This is a genomic window from Rhizobium sp. NZLR8, from assembly GCF_019685025.1.
Taxonomy (GTDB): domain Bacteria; phylum Pseudomonadota; class Alphaproteobacteria; order Rhizobiales; family Rhizobiaceae; genus Rhizobium.
In genome coordinates this window covers 385,336-405,727 of record NZ_JABDVY010000001.1, presented here as the reverse complement: position 1 = coordinate 405,727, position 20,392 = coordinate 385,336, and the positions used below count along the sequence as shown (strand labels likewise).

At 63.1% G+C, this 20,392-nt stretch carries 19 protein-coding genes; 9 read left to right on the top strand and 10 right to left on the bottom strand.

Annotated elements, in window-relative coordinates; translation table 11 throughout:
* Positions 1-256 precede the first annotated feature (256 nt).
* Positions 257-2,818 (top strand): FAD-dependent oxidoreductase, encoded by a 2,562-nt coding sequence (locus tag HJB89_RS01910; RefSeq protein WP_207585520.1) that lies wholly within the window; start codon positions 257-259, stop codon positions 2,816-2,818.
* 46 nt (positions 2,819-2,864) lie between these two features.
* Here HJB89_RS01910 and HJB89_RS01905 read toward each other — a convergent pair whose 3' ends face one another.
* Positions 2,865-3,602, bottom strand: a complete 738-nt coding sequence (locus HJB89_RS01905) for a phosphatase PAP2 family protein (protein WP_207585519.1) — start codon at positions 3,600-3,602, stop codon at positions 2,865-2,867.
* Positions 3,603-3,793: 191 nt separating this feature from the next.
* Here HJB89_RS01905 and HJB89_RS01900 point away from each other — a divergent pair, with 191 nt between their 5' ends.
* Entirely contained in the window at positions 3,794-4,336 is a 543-nt protein-coding gene (locus HJB89_RS01900; RefSeq protein ID WP_207585518.1) for a hypothetical protein, read from the top strand.
* Positions 4,337-4,349: 13 nt separating this feature from the next.
* On the opposite strand, the gene hutH (HJB89_RS01895) is transcribed toward HJB89_RS01900, so the two are convergent.
* From hutH (HJB89_RS01895) to HJB89_RS01875, 5 genes are all read right to left on the bottom strand, one after another.
* Positions 4,350-5,843 carry a histidine ammonia-lyase gene (hutH, locus tag HJB89_RS01895; RefSeq protein ID WP_221148793.1) on the bottom strand — a complete coding sequence of 498 codons (1,494 nt, stop codon included), beginning with the start codon at positions 5,841-5,843 and terminating at the stop codon, positions 4,350-4,352.
* Positions 5,840-6,616 (bottom strand): ABC transporter ATP-binding protein, encoded by a 777-nt coding sequence (locus HJB89_RS01890; RefSeq protein ID WP_221148791.1) that lies wholly within the window; start codon positions 6,614-6,616, stop codon positions 5,840-5,842. The genes hutH (HJB89_RS01895) and HJB89_RS01890 overlap by 4 nt, the downstream gene beginning before the upstream one ends.
* A gap of 27 nt (positions 6,617-6,643) precedes the next feature.
* Entirely contained in the window at positions 6,644-7,348 is a 705-nt protein-coding gene (locus tag HJB89_RS01885; protein WP_207585515.1) for an ABC transporter permease, read from the bottom strand.
* Between the two features lie 10 nt (positions 7,349-7,358).
* A complete protein-coding gene (locus HJB89_RS01880; protein WP_207585514.1) occupies positions 7,359-8,084 on the bottom strand; it encodes an ABC transporter permease in 726 nt (241 codons plus the stop codon).
* Positions 8,085-8,189: 105 nt separating this feature from the next.
* Positions 8,190-9,032, bottom strand: coding sequence for a transporter substrate-binding domain-containing protein (locus tag HJB89_RS01875; protein ID WP_207585513.1), 843 nt, complete (start codon positions 9,030-9,032; stop codon positions 8,190-8,192).
* A gap of 194 nt (positions 9,033-9,226) precedes the next feature.
* On the opposite strand from HJB89_RS01875, the gene hutC (HJB89_RS01870) reads away from it, so the two are divergent.
* Entirely contained in the window at positions 9,227-9,982 is a 756-nt protein-coding gene (gene hutC / locus HJB89_RS01870) for a histidine utilization repressor (protein WP_207585512.1), read from the top strand.
* 33 nt (positions 9,983-10,015) lie between these two features.
* On the opposite strand, the gene hutC (HJB89_RS01865) is transcribed toward hutC (HJB89_RS01870), so the two are convergent.
* Both hutC (HJB89_RS01865) and HJB89_RS01860 read right to left on the bottom strand, forming a co-directional pair.
* Entirely contained in the window at positions 10,016-10,738 is a 723-nt protein-coding gene (hutC, locus tag HJB89_RS01865; protein WP_207585511.1) for a histidine utilization repressor, read from the bottom strand.
* A gap of 60 nt (positions 10,739-10,798) precedes the next feature.
* Entirely contained in the window at positions 10,799-12,145 is a 1,347-nt protein-coding gene (locus tag HJB89_RS01860) for a formimidoylglutamate deiminase (RefSeq protein ID WP_207585510.1), read from the bottom strand.
* Positions 12,146-12,267: 122 nt separating this feature from the next.
* Between HJB89_RS01860 and hutI the strand changes: the two genes are divergently transcribed.
* The 6 genes from hutI to HJB89_RS01830 all read left to right on the top strand — a co-directional run bounded on the left by hutI (position 12,268) and on the right by HJB89_RS01830 (position 18,951).
* A complete protein-coding gene (gene hutI / locus HJB89_RS01855; protein ID WP_221115633.1) occupies positions 12,268-13,530 on the top strand; it encodes an imidazolonepropionase in 1,263 nt (420 codons plus the stop codon).
* Positions 13,527-15,062 (top strand): histidine ammonia-lyase, encoded by a 1,536-nt coding sequence (gene hutH / locus HJB89_RS01850; protein ID WP_207585508.1) that lies wholly within the window; start codon positions 13,527-13,529, stop codon positions 15,060-15,062. Before hutI ends, hutH (HJB89_RS01850) begins: the two co-directional genes overlap by 4 nt.
* A 1-nt stretch (position 15,063) precedes the next feature.
* Entirely contained in the window at positions 15,064-15,867 is an 804-nt protein-coding gene (gene hutG / locus HJB89_RS01845; RefSeq protein ID WP_207585507.1) for an N-formylglutamate deformylase, read from the top strand.
* A 24-nt stretch (positions 15,868-15,891) separates the two neighbouring features.
* On the top strand, positions 15,892-17,565 hold the full coding sequence (gene hutU, locus HJB89_RS01840; RefSeq protein ID WP_221115632.1) for a urocanate hydratase: 1,674 nt from the start codon (positions 15,892-15,894) through the stop codon (positions 17,563-17,565).
* Between the two features lie 5 nt (positions 17,566-17,570).
* A complete protein-coding gene (locus tag HJB89_RS01835; protein WP_221148790.1) occupies positions 17,571-18,146 on the top strand; it encodes a HutD family protein in 576 nt (191 codons plus the stop codon).
* Positions 18,147-18,321: 175 nt separating this feature from the next.
* On the top strand, positions 18,322-18,951 hold the full coding sequence (locus HJB89_RS01830; protein ID WP_221148788.1) for a J domain-containing protein: 630 nt from the start codon (positions 18,322-18,324) through the stop codon (positions 18,949-18,951).
* A gap of 18 nt (positions 18,952-18,969) precedes the next feature.
* Here HJB89_RS01830 and HJB89_RS01825 read toward each other — a convergent pair whose 3' ends face one another.
* Together HJB89_RS01825 and HJB89_RS01820 are read right to left on the bottom strand one after the other, a co-directional pair.
* Entirely contained in the window at positions 18,970-19,671 is a 702-nt protein-coding gene (locus HJB89_RS01825) for a DUF899 family protein (protein WP_221148787.1), read from the bottom strand.
* 501 nt (positions 19,672-20,172) lie between these two features.
* A complete protein-coding gene (locus HJB89_RS01820) occupies positions 20,173-20,355 on the bottom strand; it encodes a hypothetical protein (RefSeq protein WP_207585502.1) in 183 nt (60 codons plus the stop codon).
* Positions 20,356-20,392 lie beyond the last annotated feature (37 nt).

Here is a 20,392-nt window from a genome sequence, read left to right as displayed (position 1 = left end):
GTCGCCAGTCATTGCCTGACCGCTCGATCCGGGCTGACGCAATCACGCCGATACTCGGCGGCGTAGGAGCAATGACGATCGTGAGCCTGAGGCATAATACCCCCGTTGCAGTTTCCACGCGAAGAGGTCTGGGGTTCCGCAGCTTCGGTAAATGTGACACGTTTACGAGGCTGACATGGCTCCTGCATTTCACGCGCGAGGCGTAAGTCAACCGCGGCTAAATTTTAATTCGTCGGATAAGTAGAAGGAACAGCACGTGGCAGCATTTCCGGAAAAGGCAAAGGTCGTCATCATCGGCCTCGGCGGTATCGTCGGCGCCTCGATCGCGCATCATCTCGTCGAGCGCGGATGGGACGATATCGTCGGCATCGACAAGTCGGGCATACCGACCGATATCGGCTCGACAGCCCATGCCTCGGACTTCTGTTACACCACGAGCCACGACTATCTGTCGGTCTGGACCACGCAATATTCGATCGATTTCTACGAGAAGATGGGCCATTACGCCCGCATCGGCGGCCTCGAAGTGGCGCGCACCGGCGACCATGCCTGGATGGAAGAAATCAAGCGCAAGCTATCCTCGGCACGCGCTTTCGGCACCCGCGCCCATTATGTCAGCCCTTCCGAGATCAAGGAGAAGTTCCCGCTGATCGAGGAAGATCAGGTGATGGGCGGTCTTTACGATCCGGATGCCGGCCTCGTCATTCCGCGCTCGCAGACCGTTGCCGGCAAGCTCGTCGATGCCGCCGAAAAGGCCGGCAAGCTGCAGGTGTTCGGCAACACGCCGGCGAAATCGCTGATCGTCGAAGGCGGCCGCATCAAGGGCGTCGTCACCCATCGCGGCACGATCATGGCCGACCACGTCATCGTCTGCGCCGGCCTCTGGGGGCGCCTGATCGCGGAGATGGTCGGCGAAGACCTGCCGGTCATGCCGGTCGACCACCCGCTCACCTTCTTCGGTCCCTATAACGAGTTTGAAGGCACCGGCAAGGAAATCGGCTTCCCGTTGCTGCGCGACCAGGGCAACTCCGCCTATATGCGCGATACCGGCGACCCGGCGACGACCGAGGGCGGTCAGATCGAGTGGGGCTATTACGAAGCCACCAATCCGCGCATGTGCCATCCGCGCGATATTCTCGAAAAACACGAAGCGCGCCTTTCGCCGTCGCAGCGCGATCTCGAGATGGAACAGATCATCGAGCCGCTCGAGCGCGCTATGGAACTGACGCCGATCCTCGGCGAACTCGGCTATAACGAAGGTCACTCCTTCAACGGCCTGCTGCAGGTTTCCGCCGGCGGCGGCGCATCCTGCGGCGAGAGCCAGAAGGTCAGGGGTCTCTGGTATTGCGTTGCCATCTGGGTCAAGGACGGCCCGGGCTATGGCAAGCTCATCGCCGACTGGATGACCGATGGCCGTACTGAAATCGATCACAACAGCATCGACTACGCCCGCTTCTATCCGCATCAGTTGACCGAAGAGTTCATCGAGGGCCGGTGCTTCGAAGCCGCCCAGAAGATCTATTTCCCGGCCGTTCACACCCGCGAACCCTATGCCTCCGCCCGCAACGCCAAGCGCTCGCCCTTCCACGAGCGCGAAAAGGAGCTTGGTGGCTACTTCATGGAACTTGGCGGCTGGGAGCGTGCCCACGGCTACGCCGCCAACGAGCACCTTCTGGAGAAATACGCCGACCGCGTCCCGGTTCGCGAGAACGAATGGGACAGCCGCCATTTCTGGCGCGTGTCGAATGCCGAGCATCTGGCGATGAGCGAGGATTGCGGCATCGTCAACCTCAGCCACTTCCACATGGTCGATATCGAGGGACCCGACCATGTCGAACTGATGGAATGGCTGTGCGCCGCCAAGGTCGGCGGCGATGCAAACATCGGCAAGGGCGTTTACACCCACTTCCTCGACGACGAAGGCATGGTGCGCGCTGACTTCACCGTCTTCCGCATGGCCGACCGCTGCCGTCTCGTCAACGGCGCCGATGCCGGCCCGCGCGACCTGCACTATATGAAGCGTGTCGCCGAAGACCGTGGCCTTGACGTGACCATCACAGACGTCTCGGAAAAATTCGTGACGATCGGCATCTGGGGTCCGAACGCGCGCGACACGCTGAAGAAGGTCGTGGCCGATCCGGCCGGGCTCGATCAGGAAAACTTCGCCTTTGCAGCGATCAAGCCGATCGAAATCGCCGGTAAGCCTGTCACCGCCTTCCGCATCTCCTATGTCGGCGAGCAGGGCTGGGAACTGCACATGAAATACGAAGACGGCCTCGCCGTCTGGGATGCGCTGCGCTCGACCGGTGTGATGGCCTTCGGCGTAGAGACCTATGCCAACTCGCGCCGCATGGAAAAGAGCCTGCGACTGCAGAACGCCGATCTCCTGACCCAGTACAACCTGATCGAAGCCGATCTCGCCCGTCCGAAGGTCAAGGAAGCCGATTTCCGCGGCAAGGCAAAACATTTGGAATACAAGGCGCGCGAACACCAGCCGGCCATGCTCTGCACCCTTGTGATGACCGAGAATACCGACAAATCGGGCGTGAAGCGTTATCCCCTCGGCAACCTGCCGGTCGTCGATCCCGCGACCGGAGAGGTCCTGGTCGATGAGCTCGGCCGCCGGTCCTACACGACCTCGATCGCCTACGGCCCAACGGTCGGAAAGAACATCGCTTTGGCCTATTTGCCCTGGTCGCATTGCCAGGTCGGACGCAAGCTGAGTGTCGAGTATTTTGCCGAGACTTATCCGGTGGAGGTTGTCGGCGTCGGGTACAAGCCGATCTATGACCCGGAAAATCTGAAGCCACGCACCTAAGCGCTTGTGGCGCCGCAAGCACGCGGCGCCACTCTGCCACTCCGTGCTACCGCCTGTCGCCATTTCCGGCTTCAGCGGTATCATCGGGCGCGCGGCTCGGAATGAACCGTTTCGAGATCAGCCAGCAGCCGAGCGCCCAGAGCGCACCGGCGCACCATCCGGCGAGGACATCCGTCGGGTAATGGACGCCGAGATAGATCCGGCTCAGACCGATGATGACGGCCAGGAAGACGCCGGCAAACATGACGAAAATCCGCGTCGAGGGATAACGCTGCGTCCGGGCCAGCAGCGCCCCGAGCGTCAGATAGGTCACCGCCGAGACCATCGCGTGGCCAGAGGGAAAGCTGAGATCGCTGACCTCGGCGAGATGTGGCACGATGTCGGGGCGCGGCCGCGCAACGAGGATCTTCAAGAGTGTGCTCGCCAGCCAGCCGGTCAGCACCGAGGAGAAGACGAAGATCGCGATCGGCCAGCGCCGGTCGAGCAGAAGATAGACTGTGACGAGGATCGTCATCAGCGAGAGAACAGTGACGCCGCCGAGGCTGGTGATGTCGGCGACGGCATGCGTCATCCAGCCAGGCCCGATCGGCACGCCAAGCTCACCCGGCCGCCTCAGCGCCAGCAGGATCGTTTCATCGAAACGGAAGGTCTCGCCTTCGAGAACCTCGCTCGTCAGCCGCTGCAGCACGAACAGTCCCCCGGCCACTGATGCCAGCATGATCAGCGTCAGCGGCTCATATGCGGTGAGCCTCGCCAAAAATCCGCGTCGTTGAACCTCACTCATGCCTGCCGTCGAGCTCCCTTAACTTCATGTCGATCTACGCCACATCGGCAAGGCCAGCCGCAAAATCAAGACCGTGCGGCATTCGGAGACATTTCGGTGGGCGCCACCACCCCTCGCGGAAGGCTCGGTAGCAAAAGCTCAACCTTCTTTTGCTATGGCTGGAGCCGATTGTCCTGGAGATGGTTTCGGCGATGAAAATTCTGACCTCGATGGTTCTGATGGCGGCCGTCCTGCAGCCGGTCGCCGCCTTGGGCGAGACCGAATGGATGGGCGACGCAAGACAATGGTCGGTCGGCTTTGCCGGCGAGCGCCCTGCCTATTGCCGGCTGCTGTGGAACAGCGAGCTCGGCAAGACCGTGGAATTCCGCCAGAGCGCCACCGAGACCTTCTGGCTGGTCACCAAGGACACCTGGGACATTCCGGCCGGCACCACGACCGAGGTGACGCTGACCGATCGTTCGATGACGAAAGTGGTCGCCGCCGAATTCTTCGACAAGACCACGCTTCGCCTCTGGCCACCGGCCAGCAAAGGAAGCGGCGGACTGAAGAAGATCATCAAGAATTCCTTTGCCGGAACTCCTGACGTGCAGCTGACCTTTGCCGGCGACGAAGGCGACTGGACGCTGCCGCTCTCGCGGGTGGATCAGCTCTACCCCACCTTCGCCCAGTGCCTCAAGCGGCTCGGCGCCGGCGAAAAGGCCAAGCAGGATTCGGCAACCAGCAAGCCGTTCTGACAATCTTCCCGGTTCAGCCGATCGGCGGCGGCACCGTCTCGCGGATCAGGTTGCGCACGGCCTCGATATCGCCGTTGAGCGGCCGTTCGTCGCCATAATGGGAGATACGCTGGCGCACGACTTGGTAAACCAGATCCGTGCCCGCCGCCCGCGGCGCCGTCGCAGTCAGGAAATCATGCGCCTGGGCAGCGGCCATCAGCTCGATCGCCAGGATATATTCGGCATTGTCGATGACCGTGAGCAGCTTGCCGGCGGCAGCTGTCGGATGGGCGAGGAAATCCTCCTGCAGGCCGGAGGTGAGGCCGCCGTCCATGGCCGCGGGGGCGGCAAGCCGGCGGTTGTCGTTGCTGAGTGCGGCTGCGGTATATTGCGCGATCATGAAGCCGGAATGGCTGCCGGCGTCACTCGCCAAAAACGGCGGCAGGCCGCTCACCAGCGGATTGACCAGCCGGTCCATGCGCCGTTCGCTGATCGCGCCGATCTGCGCCAGCGCAATAGCGAGGCTATCGGCCGCCTGGCCGAGCGCCGGAGCGACCGCATGCGCCTCGGAAGAGACGATCGGATGTTCCGGCGTACCGGAGACGGCAGGATTGTCCGTCACCGAGGCGAGTTCCTGATCGACGATACGGGCGGAATTGTCGAAGACGTCGCGGGCGGCGCCGTGGGCATGCGGCACCGAACGAAGGCTGAGCGCATCCTGGGTGCGTCGGCCGAAGGCGGCGGCGACAAGGCCGCTGCCGAGAAGCCGGGCCCGCAGCGTCGCGCCCACCTTTTCCATCCCCGCCGATGGGCGCAGCGCCAGCACCGCCTCGTCGAAGGCGGCGATCTGGCAGCCTGCCGCCTCCAGCGTCAGCGCGGCGATGGCATCGGCCCAGTCGAGCAGCCGTTCGGCGCGAGAAAGTGCTGTGGCGGTCAGCCCCGTAGCGCAGGCTGTGCCGTTGACGAGGCTCAGACCCTCCTTGGCACCGAGCACCAGCGGTTTGAGGCCGATCACCGCCAGCGCCTCGCGGCCGCTCATGCGCCGGCCGGCAAGCGTGGCGCTGCCTTCGCCGATCAGAACAAGCGCAATATGGGCATTGTGGACGAGATAGCCGGCGGAACCCTTGGACGGCACGTCGGGGATGCAGTCATGCTCCAGCATGGCTGTAAGATGCTCGACGACCCCGCGCCGTACGCCGGAATGGCCGTGGGCGAAATTGGCAATCTGAGCGGCGATGATGGCGCGCACTTCGCGACCGCCCAGCAACGGCCCGACGCCACACGCATGGCTGAGCACGATGCTGCGCGACAACAGGCTCTGCGAGGCCCGATCGACCACCGTATCGGCCAGCGCCCCGACGCCGGTGTTGACGCCGTAGGCACGCACGCCGGTCTCGACGATGCTGGCGACGATGCGGCTTGCCTGCTCGACACGCGCCCAGGCGGCGGGCGACAGCGCCAGCGCCTCCCCTGCCCCGACACGGGCGACATCGCGCCAGGTCAGCAGGGTCTCGATGGTTTTGGTCATTGACCGCTTCCGAAATGGCCGATGAACTGGCGGAAGGCGGGTGTGGCGCCGCCGGTGAACATGTCCTCCGGCTTGCCGCTGCTTTCGACCAGCCCCTCGCGCATGAAGACGACGCGGTTGGAAACATTGCGGGCGAAGCTCATCTCATGGGTGACCACGAGCATGGTCATGCCCTCCTCGGCAAGCGCGCGCATGACACGCAGCACCTCGCCGACGAGTTCCGGATCAAGGGCAGAGGTCGGCTCGTCGAACAGCATCACCTTCGGCTTCATCGCCAGCGCGCGGGCGATCGCGGCGCGCTGCTGCTGACCGCCGGAGAGATGGGCGGGATAGGCGTGGCGTTTATCGGCGATGCCGACCTTTTCGAGCAGCGCTTCGGCCTCGGCGATGCAGTCGGCACGCGGTCGTTTGAGCACATGGATCGGCCCTTCGATGACGTTCTGCAGGATCGTCATGTGCGACCAGAGATTGAAGGACTGGAACACCATGCCGAGTTCGGAGCGGATGTGGTCCACCTGCTTCTGGCTCGCCGGTTTGCTGCGCCCGTTTTTGTGCACCATCTCGATGTGCTCGCCATCGACCCAGATCTCGCCATCGCTTGCGGTTTCGAGCATGTTGATGCAGCGCAGAAAGGTCGATTTGCCGGAGCCTGAGGCGCCGAGCAGCGAAATCACATCGCCGTCCTCGGCATCGAGGGAAATGCCGCGCAGCACCTCGTGCGTGCCGAAGCTCTTGCGGATATTGCGGACCGAAAGTCGGGTAACGCCTGGCATGATTGCTCCAATCGGTTCAAGTTCGGCCTAGGCCTTCAGCGCCTGCGGGGCCGCGCGGCGGTGTCGGGACAGCGAATATTCGAGCAGGGCCATGCCCTGCAGGATGATGAAGTTCAAAACGAGATAGATGATCGCCGCGCAGAGAAAGACCTCCATCGTCCGGTAGGTCTGCGAGATCAGCCGCTGGGCCACACCGGTGACCTCCCAGACGGTGACGAGGCTTGCGAGCGCCGTCGACTTCATCATCAGCACGATCTCGGTGGAATAGGCCGGCAGCGCATGGCGGAAGGCAATCGGCGCCAGGATGCGGCGCACCAGCAGGGGGCCGGACATGCCGATCGAGCGGGCCGCCTCGATCTCCTTCGGCGAAACGGCGCGGATGCCGCCGCGAAAAATCTCCGCCGTGTAGCCGGCGGTGCAGAGCGCCAGCGACAGCACGGCGCAGACCATCGGCTCGCGCAGGAACGGCCACAGGAAGGAATAGCGGATGACGCCGAACTGGCCGAGGCCGTAAAACACCAGGAACATCTGGATCAGCAGCGGCGAGCCGCGGAAGATGAAGATATAACCCTTGGCGAACCCCGAAAGCAGCGGGTTGCCGCTGACCCGCATCGAGACGATGACGAGCGCCAGCAGGCCGCCAAAGAAGATCGACAGCGAAAACAGGATCAGCGTCGTCGGCACCGCCTTGAGCAGGGTGACCATGGTCGAAGCTAGAAAGGTGAAATCCATCATCGCCTCCTTACGTCTGGCCCATGGCGGCTGCCGGCATGCTGCGGTTGGCGCGGCGTTCCGCACCGTTGAAGATCCGGTCGGAAAGGCTGGTCAGGATCAGATAGAGGCAGCCGCCGGCGATGAAGAACAGGAAATATTGCCGGGTCGAGCCCGCCGCGACCTGGCTGGTGCGCATCAGTTCGGCAAGGCCGGTGACGGAAATCAGTGCGGAATCCTTGAGGCTGAGCTGCCAGACATTGCCGAGGCCGGGAATGGCGAGGCGAAACACCTGCGGCATGATGATACGGCGCAGCCGCATGCCGCGATGCATGCCGATTGCCGAGGCCGCCTCAAGTTCGCCTTTGGAAATGGCGTGGAAAGCGCCGCGAAACACCTCCGCCTGATAGGAGCCGGAGATGATGCCGACGGCAAGCGCGCCAGCGATGAAGGAGGGCAGGCCGAGGAAACCCTCGTAACCCATCGCCTTGCCGATCGAGGTGACGGCCGAGGAGCCGCCGAAATAGATGAGATAGATGATCAGCAGCTCGGGCACGCCGCGAAACACGGTCGTATAGATGTTGCCGAGGGTGACGAGGGCAAGATTGCTGGAGAGTTTCGCCGCCGCGACGATTGCGCCCAGTACCGCGCCGATTGCCAGCGCCGTCGCCGTGACAGCCAGCGTCATCAAGGTAGCGGCAATGAGCAACGCGCCCCATCCGGTCGAGCCGAAGCCGAGCAGTTCCAAGCTTGCCATAGCGTCCGTTCCCCGTCCGTGGCAGTGTTTTGCGGATTGACAATAGCATGCTGTCTCCGGCGATAAAGCCGGAGACAGGCGTTTGCGGCCGCAAGGCCGAAACGCTTATTGCTGCGGGCTGACGTCGACCTTGAACCACTTCATCGAGAGGTTCTTGACGGTGCCGTCGGCGAGCGCGGACTTGATCGCCTCGCTGAACTTGTCGCGTAGGTCGGTGTCAGCCTTGCGGACGCCGAGGCCTTCGCCCTCGCCCCAGATCGAACCGACGATCTCCGGACCGGTGAAGTCGAGTGCGCCATTGGCGCTCTGGAAGGCGTTGGCGAAATAGACGGCGTCGTCAAAGCCGAGGTCGATGCGGCCGTTCTGCAGGTCGAGATCACGGTCGGCGCCGGTCTTGTATTCGCGGATCTCGGCAATGTCGCCGAAATTGTCATAGACGAACTTGGCGTAGACGGTCGCCGCCTGAATGCCGATCGTCTTGCCCTTGAAAGCGGCCTTCAGCGCATCGATCTCCTTCACGCCAGTCTGGCCGGGCGTCATCTTGATCGTGGCGCCGGTGCCGGCAGCCTTGGCCAGCGGGCTGTCCTTGGCGGTGGCGAATGCGGCAGGTGTGGCAGCATAGGGAATGGTGAAGTCGATGACCTGCTTGCGCTCTTCGGTGATCGACAGCGCATCCATGATGACGTCGAACTTACCGGCATTGAGCGCCGGGATCATACCGTCCCAGTCGGAAGCGACCAGCGTGCATTCGATCTTGGCGCGTTCGCAGAGCACTTTGGCAAGCTCCGGCTCGAAGCCCCCGAGCGTGCCGTCGGCATTGGTGAGGTTCCACGGCGCATAGGCGCCTTCAAGCGTGATGGTCGCCTTCGTCCAGTCCTTGGAAAAGGCGGGCGCAGCGAAGGCGGAAAAAGCCGCCACGCCGCAAAATAGGATTGCGCTGAATTTCATTGATGAATTCTCCTCTGGAGTTGAAACAGACCTTGCGGCACCACGGCCGATCTTCGTCGGCTTGCCCTTTCCTGTCCTTTTAATGTTTCGGACCGATTGGGAGGTTGTATATGGTACCATATGAGATATTTTGTGATATGCAAGAGGAAAGTCGATTTAGGTGGCGAATTCCATTCGTGCAAAAGGAATAGGCAATGAAGCGTTCCGGCGAGATGAAGCGCGAGTTGGCGGAAAATGATAGCACGCCGCTTTATGCCGGCGTCAAGCAGGTGATCCTCGACCGCATCCACAGCGGCGAATGGCCGCCGAAATACCGGGTGCCATCGGAAAACGAGCTGGTGGTCGAGCTCGGCGTCAGCAAGATGACCGCCAACCGGGCGCTGCGCGAACTTGCCAATGAAGGCGAACTCGTCCGCATCCAGGGGGTCGGTTCCTTCGTCGCCGAGCGCAAGGGCTATTCGGCGCTGTTCGAGGTGCGCAACATCGCCGAGGAAATCGCCGAACGCGGCCATGTCCACGAGGCTTCGGTCATCGTTCTCGCCCAGGAAACAGCCTCTCCGGAGATCGCCGACGCATTGGAGCTTGCGATCGGCGCGGCGGTCTTCCACTCGCTGATCGTCCACAGCGAAAACGGCGTTCCGGTGCAGATCGAGGACCGTTTCGTCCATCCGGAGGCTGCTCCCGAATATCTCGGCCAGGATTTCACGACGCTGACGCCGAATGCCTATCTGACCGCCGCAGCCCCGCTTAGCGGCTCCGAGCACGTCGTCGAGGCGGCGATGCCGCAGGCCTGGGAATGCAAGCTCCTGACCATCCTGAAGACCGAACCGTGCTTGACGATCCGTCGACGCACATGGTCGGCAAAGCAGGTGGTGTCGACCGCCCGCCTTGTCTATCCGGGCTATCGCTACCGGCTCGAAGCGCGCAGCGGCAAGATGTTCGAGGAATGAGAACACTCGCCATGTTGTATATGGAACATGGAATTACTGTGATGCCGGGGTGAAACGCGCCACCAGCGCGTGACGATCGCCCGGATAGGTGAAGCGCACATGCGTCACCGGGCCGGCGCCGCTCCAGGTGCGGCGTTCGACGACGAGACAGGCGGTATTGCGCGCGATGTCGAGGACCGCGGCCACTTCGGCATTGGCCGAGACGGCGTGGATCCGGTGTTCGGCCGTGCTCCACGGCACCTGGTTGAGCAACCAGGGCCCCGGCGCCATCATCAGGAAATCGGCATCGGCGGCTTCCGGTACGGTCGCCAGACTGATCAACCGCTCCTCCAGGCAGAAGGGCCGCGCGCCGGCATTGTGGATGCAGACCACCTCGACGACCGAAGAGGCGACCGGCAGTTCCAGCCGGCGGCTGTCTTCCACCTTCGCCTTGCGGCTGGTCTTCTTCGAAACCGCATAGGAATAGGGCAGGTTCAGCGACTGCACCTCGGCCTTGATGTCGTGGATTTCGAGGACGGCCGATTGCGCCTGCGGCTGGGTGACGAAGCTGCCGGATTTCTTGCGGCGCTCGATGAGACCGGCCTTGGCGAGCTGAGTCAGCACCTTGTTCACCGTCATCCGCGAGACGTCATATTGGGTGGCGAGATCCACTTCGAAGGGAATGCGATGCCCCGGCGGCCATTCGCCCGAGACGATACGGCCCTCGATGTCGCCAAGGATGCGCTGATGCAAGGTGGGATCCCTGCTTTGATTCATCGCCACGTTCCGATTGATCCCCCGCTCTAATTCGAATGCTTGCTCATGAAAAGCGCTTTTTCAGGCAGCCAGCAATTCACCCATCGCGGCCAGGAAACGCCGGTCGATGGCGTCACGTTTGAGATGGCGCCCGCCCTCCACCTGCTTGCGGCCGCGCGCCCAGACGCAATCGACGGAAATACCGCCGGCAAACAGCCAGTGATCGAGAATCTGGTCGCCGGAGAGATAGGAAACGGCCGCAGTATCGAGCGAAACGAGATCGGCGTGATGGCCTTCAACAAGACCTGCGGGCGCCTTCAAAGCGGCACCGCCGCCGGCAAGCGCCTGGGTGAACAGGCAAAGTGCCGTCGATCCGCCGGGTGCTGCAACGACATTGCGGGCGCGCAGAGCCAGGCGCTGCGAATATTCGAGCTGGCGCAGTTCTTCCGGCACCGAGATCAGCACATTGGAATCCGAACCGATGCCGTAACGCCCGCCCTCTTCGAGGAAGAGTGGCGCGGCAAAGGCGCCGTCGCCGAGATTGGCTTCGGTGATCGGGCAGAGGCCGGCAATCGCCCCGCTTTTCGCCATCCGCCGCGTTTCGTCGTCGGTCATGTGCGTCGCGTGGATCAAGCACCAGCGCTCATCCACAGGCGCATGATCGAGCAGCCATTCCACCGGCCGCGCGCCCGACCAGGCGATGCAATCCTCGACCTCCTTGACCTGCTCGGCGACATGGATATGGATGGGGCCGTCGCCCGCCATCGGCACAAGCTTCGCCAATTCCTCAGGCGTTGCGGCGCGCAGGCTGTGCGGCGCCAGCCCGAGTTCGGCGCCGTCGAGCCGGCTGGTTACCGCCCGGCATCCCTCCATCAGCCTTTCGAAGCTTTCCAGCGAATTGATGAAACGCCGCTGGCCGTCGATCGGCTGAGCGCCGCCGAAGCCGGAATGAGCGTAGAAGACCGGCAGCAAGGTCAGGCCGAGGCCGGTCTCTTCGCTGGCAGCACCAATGCGTTCGGCAAGCTCGGCGATATTGGCGTAAATGCCGCCATCCCTGTCATGGTGGAGATAATGGAATTCGCCGACCCGGGAAAAGCCCGCCTCCAGCATTTCCGCATAGAGCTTGGCGGCGACCGCCTCGACATGTTCAGGGGTCATTGCCAGCGCGAACTTGTACATGACGGTGCGCCAGCTCCAAAAGCTGTCATTGGCCGGGCCGCGTACCTCGGCAAGGCCGGCCATCGCCCGCTGGAAGGCATGGCTGTGCAGATTTCCCATGGCCGGAACGATAAGAGCGTGGCGTTCATCGCCGGGCTGAGGCGAAACCCCGATCTCGACCCGGGCAATGCGACCGGCTTCGAGCGTCAGCCGCACGTCCTTCTGCCAGCCTTTCGGCGTCAGTGCCGTGCCTGCGTGAAGTGTGGTCATGGCCGTCCCTCTCCTCTTACCGCGCCGCTGCTCTTTCTTTTCCAGAAAAGCGCGCAAAATTTCTCTTGTCACCTGCTTATTATGTATATACATGTTTCGACATAAGGAAAGGCGCAAAGCTGATGACCGGGAACAATTTTTCAGAGGAAGCCTCATCCCCAGACGTCCGGCCAGTGCTGTGGCGCAATGCGCGCCTGGCCACGCTTGCGCCTGAAAAGGACGGGCTCGGTATCGTCGAAAAGGGCGCCGTGCTCACCGAAAACGGCCGCATCACCTTTGCCGGTGCCGAAAGCGAGTTGCCGGCTTCCGCCATCGAACGCTCCGACATCGTCGATCTCGAAGGCCGCTGGGTCACGCCCGGCCTCGTAGACTGCCACACCCATATCGTCCACGGCGGCAACCGAGCCCGCGAGTTCGAGATGCGCCTTCAAGGCGCCACCTATGAGGAAATTGCGCGTGCCGGCGGTGGCATCGTCTCCTCGGTCAAAGCGACCAATGCGCTGTCGGTCGAGGAACTCGTCAGCGCGGCGCTGCCGCGGCTCGATACGCTGCTTGCCGAAGGCGTGACGACGATCGAGATCAAATCCGGCTACGGGCTGAACCGGACCGGCGAAGTGAAGATGTTACAGAGCGCCCGTCTGCTCGGCCATCTGAGACCGGTCCGCGTCGCCACCAGCTATCTCGGCGCCCATGCGACGCCGGTGGAATACAAGGGCCGCAACGGCGATTATCTCGATGATGTCGTGCTGCCCGGCCTCGACGACATGTATAATCTCGGCCTTGCCGATGCGGTCGACGGCTTCTGCGAGGGCATTGCCTTTTCCAGAGCCGAGATCGCCCGCGTCTTCGACAAGGCGAAGGCGCTTGGCCTGCCGGTCAAGCTGCATGCCGAGCAACTTTCCAATCTCGGCGGCGCCCGGCTCGCCGCGTCATATGGCGCGCTTTCGGCCGATCATCTGGAATATCTCGACGAAGAAGGTGTTGCCGCGATGGCCGCTGCCGGCACCGTGGCCGTGCTTCTGCCCGGCGCCTTCTACGCCATCCACGAGAAGCAGAAGCCACCGGTGGAGGCGCTACGCCAGGCCGGCGTGCCGATTGCGATTGCCACCGATTGCAATCCCGGCACCTCGCCGCTCACCTCGATGCTGCTGACCATGAACATGTCGGCGACGCTTTTCGGCCTCACCGTCGAAGAATGCATCGCCGGCGCCACTCGCGAAGGTGCGCGCGCGCTCGGCCTCATCGGCGAGACCGGAACGCTCGAGCCCGGCAAATCAGCCGATTTTGCCGTCTGGAATATTGAGAGCCTCGCCGAGCTCGTCTACCGCATCGGCTTCAACCCGCTTCACACACGCGTCTTCAAGGGCGAAAGGAACGGTCGATGACCATCACGCTCCACCCGGGCTCCGTTTCCCTCAGGGATTTGGAAATCATCTATTGGACCGGCGAGCCGGCAAGGCTCGATCCCGCCTTCGATGCCGGCATCGCCAAGGCCGCCGCCCGGATCGCCGAGATCGCCGCCGGCAATGCGCCGGTCTACGGCATCAATACCGGCTTCGGCAAACTCGCCTCGATCAAGATCGACAGCGCCGACGTCGCAACCTTGCAGCGCAATCTCATCCTGTCGCATTGCTGTGGCGTCGGCGCGCCGCTGCCTGAAAATATCGTCCGGTTGATCATGGCGCTGAAACTGGTCTCGCTCGGGCGCGGCGCCTCCGGCGTACGGCTGGAGCTGGTGCGGCTGATCGAGGGCATGCTGGAAAAGGGTGTCATTCCGCTGATCCCGGAAAAAGGCTCGGTCGGCGCCTCCGGCGATCTTGCACCGCTCGCCCATATGGCCGCGGTGATGATGGGCGAAGCCGAAGCCTTCTTCGCCGGCGAACGTCTTTCGGGCGCTGAAGCCCTCGAAAGGGCAGGTCTCAAACCGGTAGTGCTCGCCGCCAAGGAGGGCCTGGCGCTGATCAACGGCACCCAGACCTCGACGGCCTTGGCGCTTGCCGGTCTCTTCCGCGCCCACCGCGCCGCGCAGTCGGCGCTGATCACCGGCGCCATGTCGACCGACGCCGCCATGGGCTCTTCGGCGCCCTTCCATCCGGATATTCACACCTTGCGCGGCCACAAGGGCCAGATCGACACGGCATCAGCACTTCGCGCCCTGCTCGAACAATCCGTCATCCGCCAGAGCCATATCGAGGGCGACGAGCGTGTGCAGGATCCCTATTGCATCCGTTGCCAACCCCAGGTCGATGGCGCCTGCCTTGACCTGCTGCGCTCGGTTGCCCGCACGCTGGAGATCGAGGCCAATGCGGTCACAGACAATCCGCTGGTGCTGTCGGACAATTCCGTCGTCTCCGGCGGCAATTTCCACGCCGAACCCGTCGCCTTTGCCGCCGACCAGATCGCGCTTGCCGTCTGCGAGATCGGCGCGATTTCGCAGCGCCGCATCGCCCTGCTGGTCGATCCCACCCTTTCCTACGGCCTGCCGGCCTTCCTCGCCAAGAAGCCGGGCCTGAATTCCGGCCTGATGATCGCCGAGGTCACCTCGGCGGCGCTGATGTCGGAGAACAAGCAGATGTCGCATCCGGCCTCGGTCGATTCGACCCCGACCTCAGCCAACCAGGAAGACCATGTCTCGATGGCCTGCCACGGCGCCCGCCGCCTGCTCGGGATGACCGAGAACCTGTTCGCCATCATCGGCATCGAGGCGCTGACCGCCGCCCAAGGCGTCGAACTGCGCGCGCCGCTGTCGACAAGCCCGGAACTCGCCAAGGCGATCACCGCGATCCGCAGCAAGGTTCCGACCCTCGATACCGACCGCTACATGGCCAACGACCTCGCCGCCGCCGCCGAGCTGGTGGCGACCGGCGCACTGAACGCCTCGGTTTCATCTGGCATCTTGCCGGTTTTGGAGGGTTGAGATGACCGCACCATACGAAATCCGTCAGGGCACCTCCCCCATAATCCTCGCCTTTCCCCACACCGGCACCGACGTGCCGGCGGAGATTGCCGACCGTCTCAACGACAATGGCAGGATTCTGGCCGATACCGACTGGCACATCCACCAGCTCTATGACGGCCTGCTCGACAATGTCACGACCGTGCGCGCCACCTTCCACCGCTACGTGATCGACGCCAACCGCGATCCGCAGGGCGTCAGCCTTTATCCCGGCCAGAACACCACCGGCCTCATCCCGGAAACGGACTTCGACGGCCAGCCGATCTGGAAGGATGGGCAGGCGCCTGACGAAGCCGATATCGCGGCGCGGCTGCGGGATTTTCATGCGCCCTATCACGCGGCACTTGCCGCCGAGATCGAGCGCGTCAGGGCAAGCCATGGCGTGGCGATCCTTTACGACTGCCACTCGATCCGCTCTCACATTCCCTTCCTGTTCGAAGGCAAGCTGCCGGATTTCAATATCGGCACCGATATGGGCAAAACCTGCGACGGCGCCATCGAGCAAGCGACGCTGACCGTCGTCGAAGCCGCAGAAGGTTATGACAGCGTGCTCAACGGTCGCTTCAAGGGTGGCTGGACGACCCGCCATTACGGCCGGCCCGAGACCGGCGTGCACGCGATCCAGATGGAGCTTGCGCAGTCGACGCATCTGCAGACCGAGACACCGCCCTTTGCCTACGACACCGCGAGGGCAGACCGACTTCGCGTCCATCTCAAAAACATTCTGGTGCGCATCGAACAAATTGCGCCAGACCTGAAACGATAACGATCACTCGACAGGGGAACCGCCATGACCAACCCACGCCACAATATCCGCGAAATCCGCGCGCCCCGCGGCAATGATCTCAATGCCAAGAGCTGGATGACCGAAGCGCCGCTGCGCATGTTGATGAACAATCTTGATCCTGATGTCGCCGAGAACCCGAACGAACTCGTCGTTTACGGCGGCATCGGCCGCGCCACCCGCACCTGGGAGGATTTCGACCGCATCGTCGCGACGCTGAAGACGCTGACCGAAGAAGAAACGCTGCTCGTCCAATCCGGCAAGCCGGTCGGCGTCTTCCGCACCCACAAGGATGCGCCGCGGGTGCTGATCGCCAATTCCAACCTGGTGCCGCATTGGGCGACCTGGGACCATTTCAATGAGCTGGATAAGAAAGGCCTTGCCATGTACGGCCAGATGACGGCCGGCTCGTGGATCTATATCGGCACGCAGGGCATCGTCCAGGGCACCTACGAGACCTTCGTCGAGGCCGGCCGTCAGCATTATGGCGGCAATCTCAAGGGCAAATGGATCCTGACCGGCGGCCTCGGCGGCATGGGCGGCGCCCAGCCGCTCGCCGCGGTGATGGCCGGCGCCTGCTGCCTCGCCATCGAATGCAATCCAGACTCGATCGATTTCCGGCTGCGCACCCGCTATGTCGACGCCAAGGCCGAGACGCTCGACGAAGCGCTCGAGATGATCGACCGCTGGACCAAGGCCGGTGAAGCCAAATCCGTCGGCCTGCTCGGCAATGCCGCCGAAATCCTGCCGGAAATGGTCCGCCGCGGCATCCGCCCCGACATGGTCACCGACCAGACCTCGGCGCACGACCCGATCAACGGCTACCTGCCGAAGGGCTGGACGATGGCCGAGTGGAAGGCCAAGCGCGAAAGCGATCCGAAAGCAGTGGAAAAAGCGGCGCGCGCCTCGATGCGCGAGCATGTCGAAGCGATGATCGCCTTCTGGAATGCCGGTATTCCGACGCTCGATTACGGCAACAATATCCGCCAGGTCGCCAAGGACGAAGGCCTCGAAAACGCCTTCGCCTTCCCCGGCTTCGTGCCGGCCTATATCCGCCCGCTGTTTTGCCGCGGCATCGGCCCCTTCCGCTGGGCAGCCCTTTCCGGCGACCCGGAGGATATCTACAAGACCGATGCCAAGGTGAAAGAATTGCTGCCCGACAACAAGCACCTGCACAATTGGCTGGATATGGCCAGGGAGCGCATCGCCTTCCAGGGCCTGCCGGCGCGCATCTGCTGGGTAGGCCTCGGCGACCGCCACAAGCTTGGCCTCGCCTTCAACGAGATGGTGAGATCAGGCGAACTCTCCGCCCCGATCGTCATCGGCCGCGACCACCTGGATTCGGGTTCCGTCGCCTCGCCGAACCGGGAGACGGAGGCCATGAAGGACGGCTCCGACGCCGTTTCCGACTGGCCGCTACTCAACGCCCTGCTCAACACGGCGTCGGGCGCCACCTGGGTGTCGCTGCACCACGGCGGCGGCGTCGGCATGGGCTTCTCGCAGCATTCCGGCATGGTCATCTGCGCCGATGGTACGGACGACGCGGCAAGGCGGCTGGAGCGCGTGCTCTGGAACGACCCGGCGACCGGCGTCATGCGCCACGCCGATGCCGGCTATGACATCGCTCTCGACTGCGCCAGGGAAAAGGGCCTGCGCCTGCCCGGCATTCTCGGGAACTGAGCCCGGTGAGGATCCTGCGCGCCGGCGATTACAAGCGCATGCCGTGGAAAAACGGCGGCGGCGAAACGGTGGAGATCGCCGTTTCGCCTGAAGACGCCGGCCTTGCCGGTTTCGACTGGCGCGTCAGCATGGCGACCGTCGCAGCCGACGGACCGTTTTCGATCTTTCCCGGCATCGACCGCACGCTGGCGATCCTCGACGGCAACGGCATGGTGCTTGATATCGAAGGCCGGACGCCGGCGCTGCTGACGACGGCAGGCGATCCGCTTGCCTTCCCGGCCGATATCCCCGTCGCCGCCATGCTCGAGGACGGAGCGATCACCGATCTCAATGTCATGACCCGCCGCGACGGGCTTGCGCACACGCTGATCCGGATCGACATCGCTGGCGGCAAGACCGTGCCGCTGCCGTCGTCGACATGCCTATTGCTCTGCCATCGCGGCACGCTCTCATTCCGGCGGGACGGCGAGACCGGCGCGCTTGCGGCCGGTGATGCGCTGCTGATCAACAATGCGGCCGGGACCGTGCTGGAAATCGACGGCGAGGCAAAATGTTATCTTGCAGCGATCGCCACATGCTGAACTTAGCCCAAGCTTTTGAAGAAATTGGACAATCCTCGATTTTGCGACGCTGCCGCATTGACCATTCCAATCTCAGGCCATGGACGTCATTCCTGCTTTCGGTCTAAACTTCGCCCTTCTGATGCAGAAGAAGACCTAGACCGCCCACGACGTGCTGGGTGGCAAGGGAGCAGGCGTGACGGATCCATACGATATTCTCGGCGTTGAACGCGATGCAAACGAGGCTCAGCTGAAGGCCGCCTATCGGCGCCTGGCGAAGGTCGCGCACCCCGATTCGGGTGGTGATACGGAAGCCTTCGCCCATCTGCAGAAAGCCTATGGGCTGCTTCTCGATCCGGTCCGCCGCAAAGTCTACGACGATACCGGCTACGACGTCGAATTCGCCGATGCCGCCGAACTGCAGGCGCTTGTGATGATCGAGAAGCTGGTCACCGACGCCGTGCTCGATGAGCGGATGCCCGGAAGTTTCGATCCTGTCGCCGTCATGCAGGACAGCCTCTCCGAAGAGCTTCGCAAAGCGCGGTTCAGCAAGAGCGAGTTGGAGCGCCATGCCTCGCGTATCGGCCTGCATCTGGAGCGGCTCGAAAAACAGTCCGGCCGCGATGTGCTCGCCCACATGTTCCGCGCCCGCATCGAGGCAATCTCCAAGGCGGTCGCCGAGACCGAGGCGAAGATCAAGGCGACGGAACGCGCCGCCGATATGCTCGCCGGCTATGTCTACGACGTCGATCCCTCACCGCTGCCGGAGGCCGCAGTCGCCAACCTCGAATGGGCCGAGGCGTCGAGAAACCGCTCCACCGGCTGACGGAGTACGATGCCGGCCTCAATAGGACAGCTTCGGATACCAGTCCGGCGCCCGGCCTTCGGGCGTGCAATCGAGCACGGTCCAGAGTGGCATCAGATCGGGCGCGCCGCGCGGATCCTCGCCGGGATCGGCCGTCACCCCGCCCATCTCTCCGCTCCAGAAATGGCGGATGGTGCCGTCGCGCCGTGTGAAGACGTTGAAGGCGGCGTCATCGCCACCGCCCCGGCCGATGGCGTGATAATCGCGGCTGTAATCACCCGTCGGGTCGGAATAAAGCGGCAGGTGGTGCCAGCCGCGTTCCTTCTTGAAGGCAAGCAGCCTGCCGATCGGCGAAAGCGCGACGACCGCAAGGGCGGCGCGCTGCTCAATGTCAGGCACCTCGCCATCCCAGGCCGACAGCAGCGAGGTGCACATCGGGCATGGGCGCTCACGCTCCGGGCCGAACATATAGCTGTAGACAATCAGCGTCTCCTTGTCGGCGAAGAGTTCGGTAAAGGATATCGGCCCGTTGGCGCCTTCGAAGCGATAGTCCGTCTTCACCTCACCGCCCGGCGGCAGCGCCCGGCGCTGGACCGCCACCCGCTCGATGTGGCGGCGCAAATCGATCTCTTCGGCCAGCAGCGCATCGCGGGCGCTGCGATAAGCCTCGCTCTCATTGGGGAACCGGACGCCGTTCTTTGCCGCAAGCACGGCGGCGGGGACCAGATGCTGATTATCCATGACGATATCCTCCTTCTGTTGCGGCGCGTCGTTTCGGACGCGCAAGGGACGTGTTGCAGCACATCGTGAGAATGACGATCGGCGGATGCGAAAATCGACAGCGCCCGCGTGAAATAACGACAGGACGAAAAAAATCCCACTTCGGAATCCCGAAGGGCTGCCGCTTCGGGATCCCGAAATCCGCGGGGTTTTTCGAGCTGTCGCCTTGGAAAAAGATGCAATGATTTCAAAGACGCAAATTTCGGGATTCCGAAGTGCTATATAGAGTATGGTGGAGGTCCTCACGATTGCCACCACAGCGAAACAAAAGCCTCGGCCCGCGCGGTGTCTGAAAAGCAAAAAGGGCGCTCGACCCTTGCGGGGAGCGCCCTTATCCTGTCGGACAGCGAACGGCTCGACGGCGTCGATACCATGCGCATCCATTTTTCAGGCAGGAGCGGTATATGGACCCTCCAAGCCTGAGTTTCAAGGGACTGTTCCGCACGACAATCGCGTCAGCCGTTAGAAGGCCACTCCAGTCACGGGATTGACCACCGGCCGTTCGCTTTTGTCGCTTGCTCCAGCCGGCTGCACCGTCGGTGGCGCCAGCGATTCTGCGTCGGCGGGCTCCGGCTTTTCGGGAACGGCGCCGACATCCTTGGGTCGCCGCTGCTCGGGCTTTACGTTTTCGTCATTCGTCGACATTGTCTGTCTCCTTTCAAGGACAAAGTCACGGCCGCCG

Excerpts from the sequence above, each read along its gene's own strand:
- hutC (WP_207585511.1), bottom strand. The coding sequence starts at position 10,738 with ATGAATCAAAGCAGGGATCCCACCTTGCATCAGCGCATCCTTGGCGAC.
- HJB89_RS01900 (WP_207585518.1), top strand. The coding sequence starts at position 3,794 with ATGAAAATTCTGACCTCGATGGTTCTGATGGCGGCCGTCCTGCAGCCG.
- hutC (WP_207585512.1), top strand. The coding sequence starts at position 9,227 with ATGAAGCGTTCCGGCGAGATGAAGCGCGAGTTGGCGGAAAATGATAGC.
- HJB89_RS01880 (WP_207585514.1), bottom strand. The coding sequence starts at position 8,084 with ATGGCAAGCTTGGAACTGCTCGGCTTCGGCTCGACCGGATGGGGCGCG.
- hutU (WP_221115632.1), top strand. The coding sequence starts at position 15,892 with ATGACCAACCCACGCCACAATATCCGCGAAATCCGCGCGCCCCGCGGC.
- HJB89_RS01860 (WP_207585510.1), bottom strand. The coding sequence starts at position 12,145 with ATGACCACACTTCACGCAGGCACGGCACTGACGCCGAAAGGCTGGCAG.
- hutG (WP_207585507.1), top strand. The coding sequence starts at position 15,064 with ATGACCGCACCATACGAAATCCGTCAGGGCACCTCCCCCATAATCCTC.
- HJB89_RS01885 (WP_207585515.1), bottom strand. The coding sequence starts at position 7,348 with ATGGATTTCACCTTTCTAGCTTCGACCATGGTCACCCTGCTCAAGGCG.
- HJB89_RS01825 (WP_221148787.1), bottom strand. The coding sequence starts at position 19,671 with ATGGATAATCAGCATCTGGTCCCCGCCGCCGTGCTTGCGGCAAAGAAC.
- hutH (WP_221148793.1), bottom strand. The coding sequence starts at position 5,843 with ATGACCAAAACCATCGAGACCCTGCTGACCTGGCGCGATGTCGCCCGT.
- hutI (WP_221115633.1), top strand. The coding sequence starts at position 12,268 with ATGACCGGGAACAATTTTTCAGAGGAAGCCTCATCCCCAGACGTCCGG.
- HJB89_RS01875 (WP_207585513.1), bottom strand. The coding sequence starts at position 9,032 with ATGAAATTCAGCGCAATCCTATTTTGCGGCGTGGCGGCTTTTTCCGCC.
- hutH (WP_207585508.1), top strand. The coding sequence starts at position 13,527 with ATGACCATCACGCTCCACCCGGGCTCCGTTTCCCTCAGGGATTTGGAA.
- HJB89_RS01905 (WP_207585519.1), bottom strand. The coding sequence starts at position 3,602 with ATGAGTGAGGTTCAACGACGCGGATTTTTGGCGAGGCTCACCGCATAT.
- HJB89_RS01820 (WP_207585502.1), bottom strand. The coding sequence starts at position 20,355 with ATGTCGACGAATGACGAAAACGTAAAGCCCGAGCAGCGGCGACCCAAG.
- HJB89_RS01890 (WP_221148791.1), bottom strand. The coding sequence starts at position 6,616 with ATGCCAGGCGTTACCCGACTTTCGGTCCGCAATATCCGCAAGAGCTTC.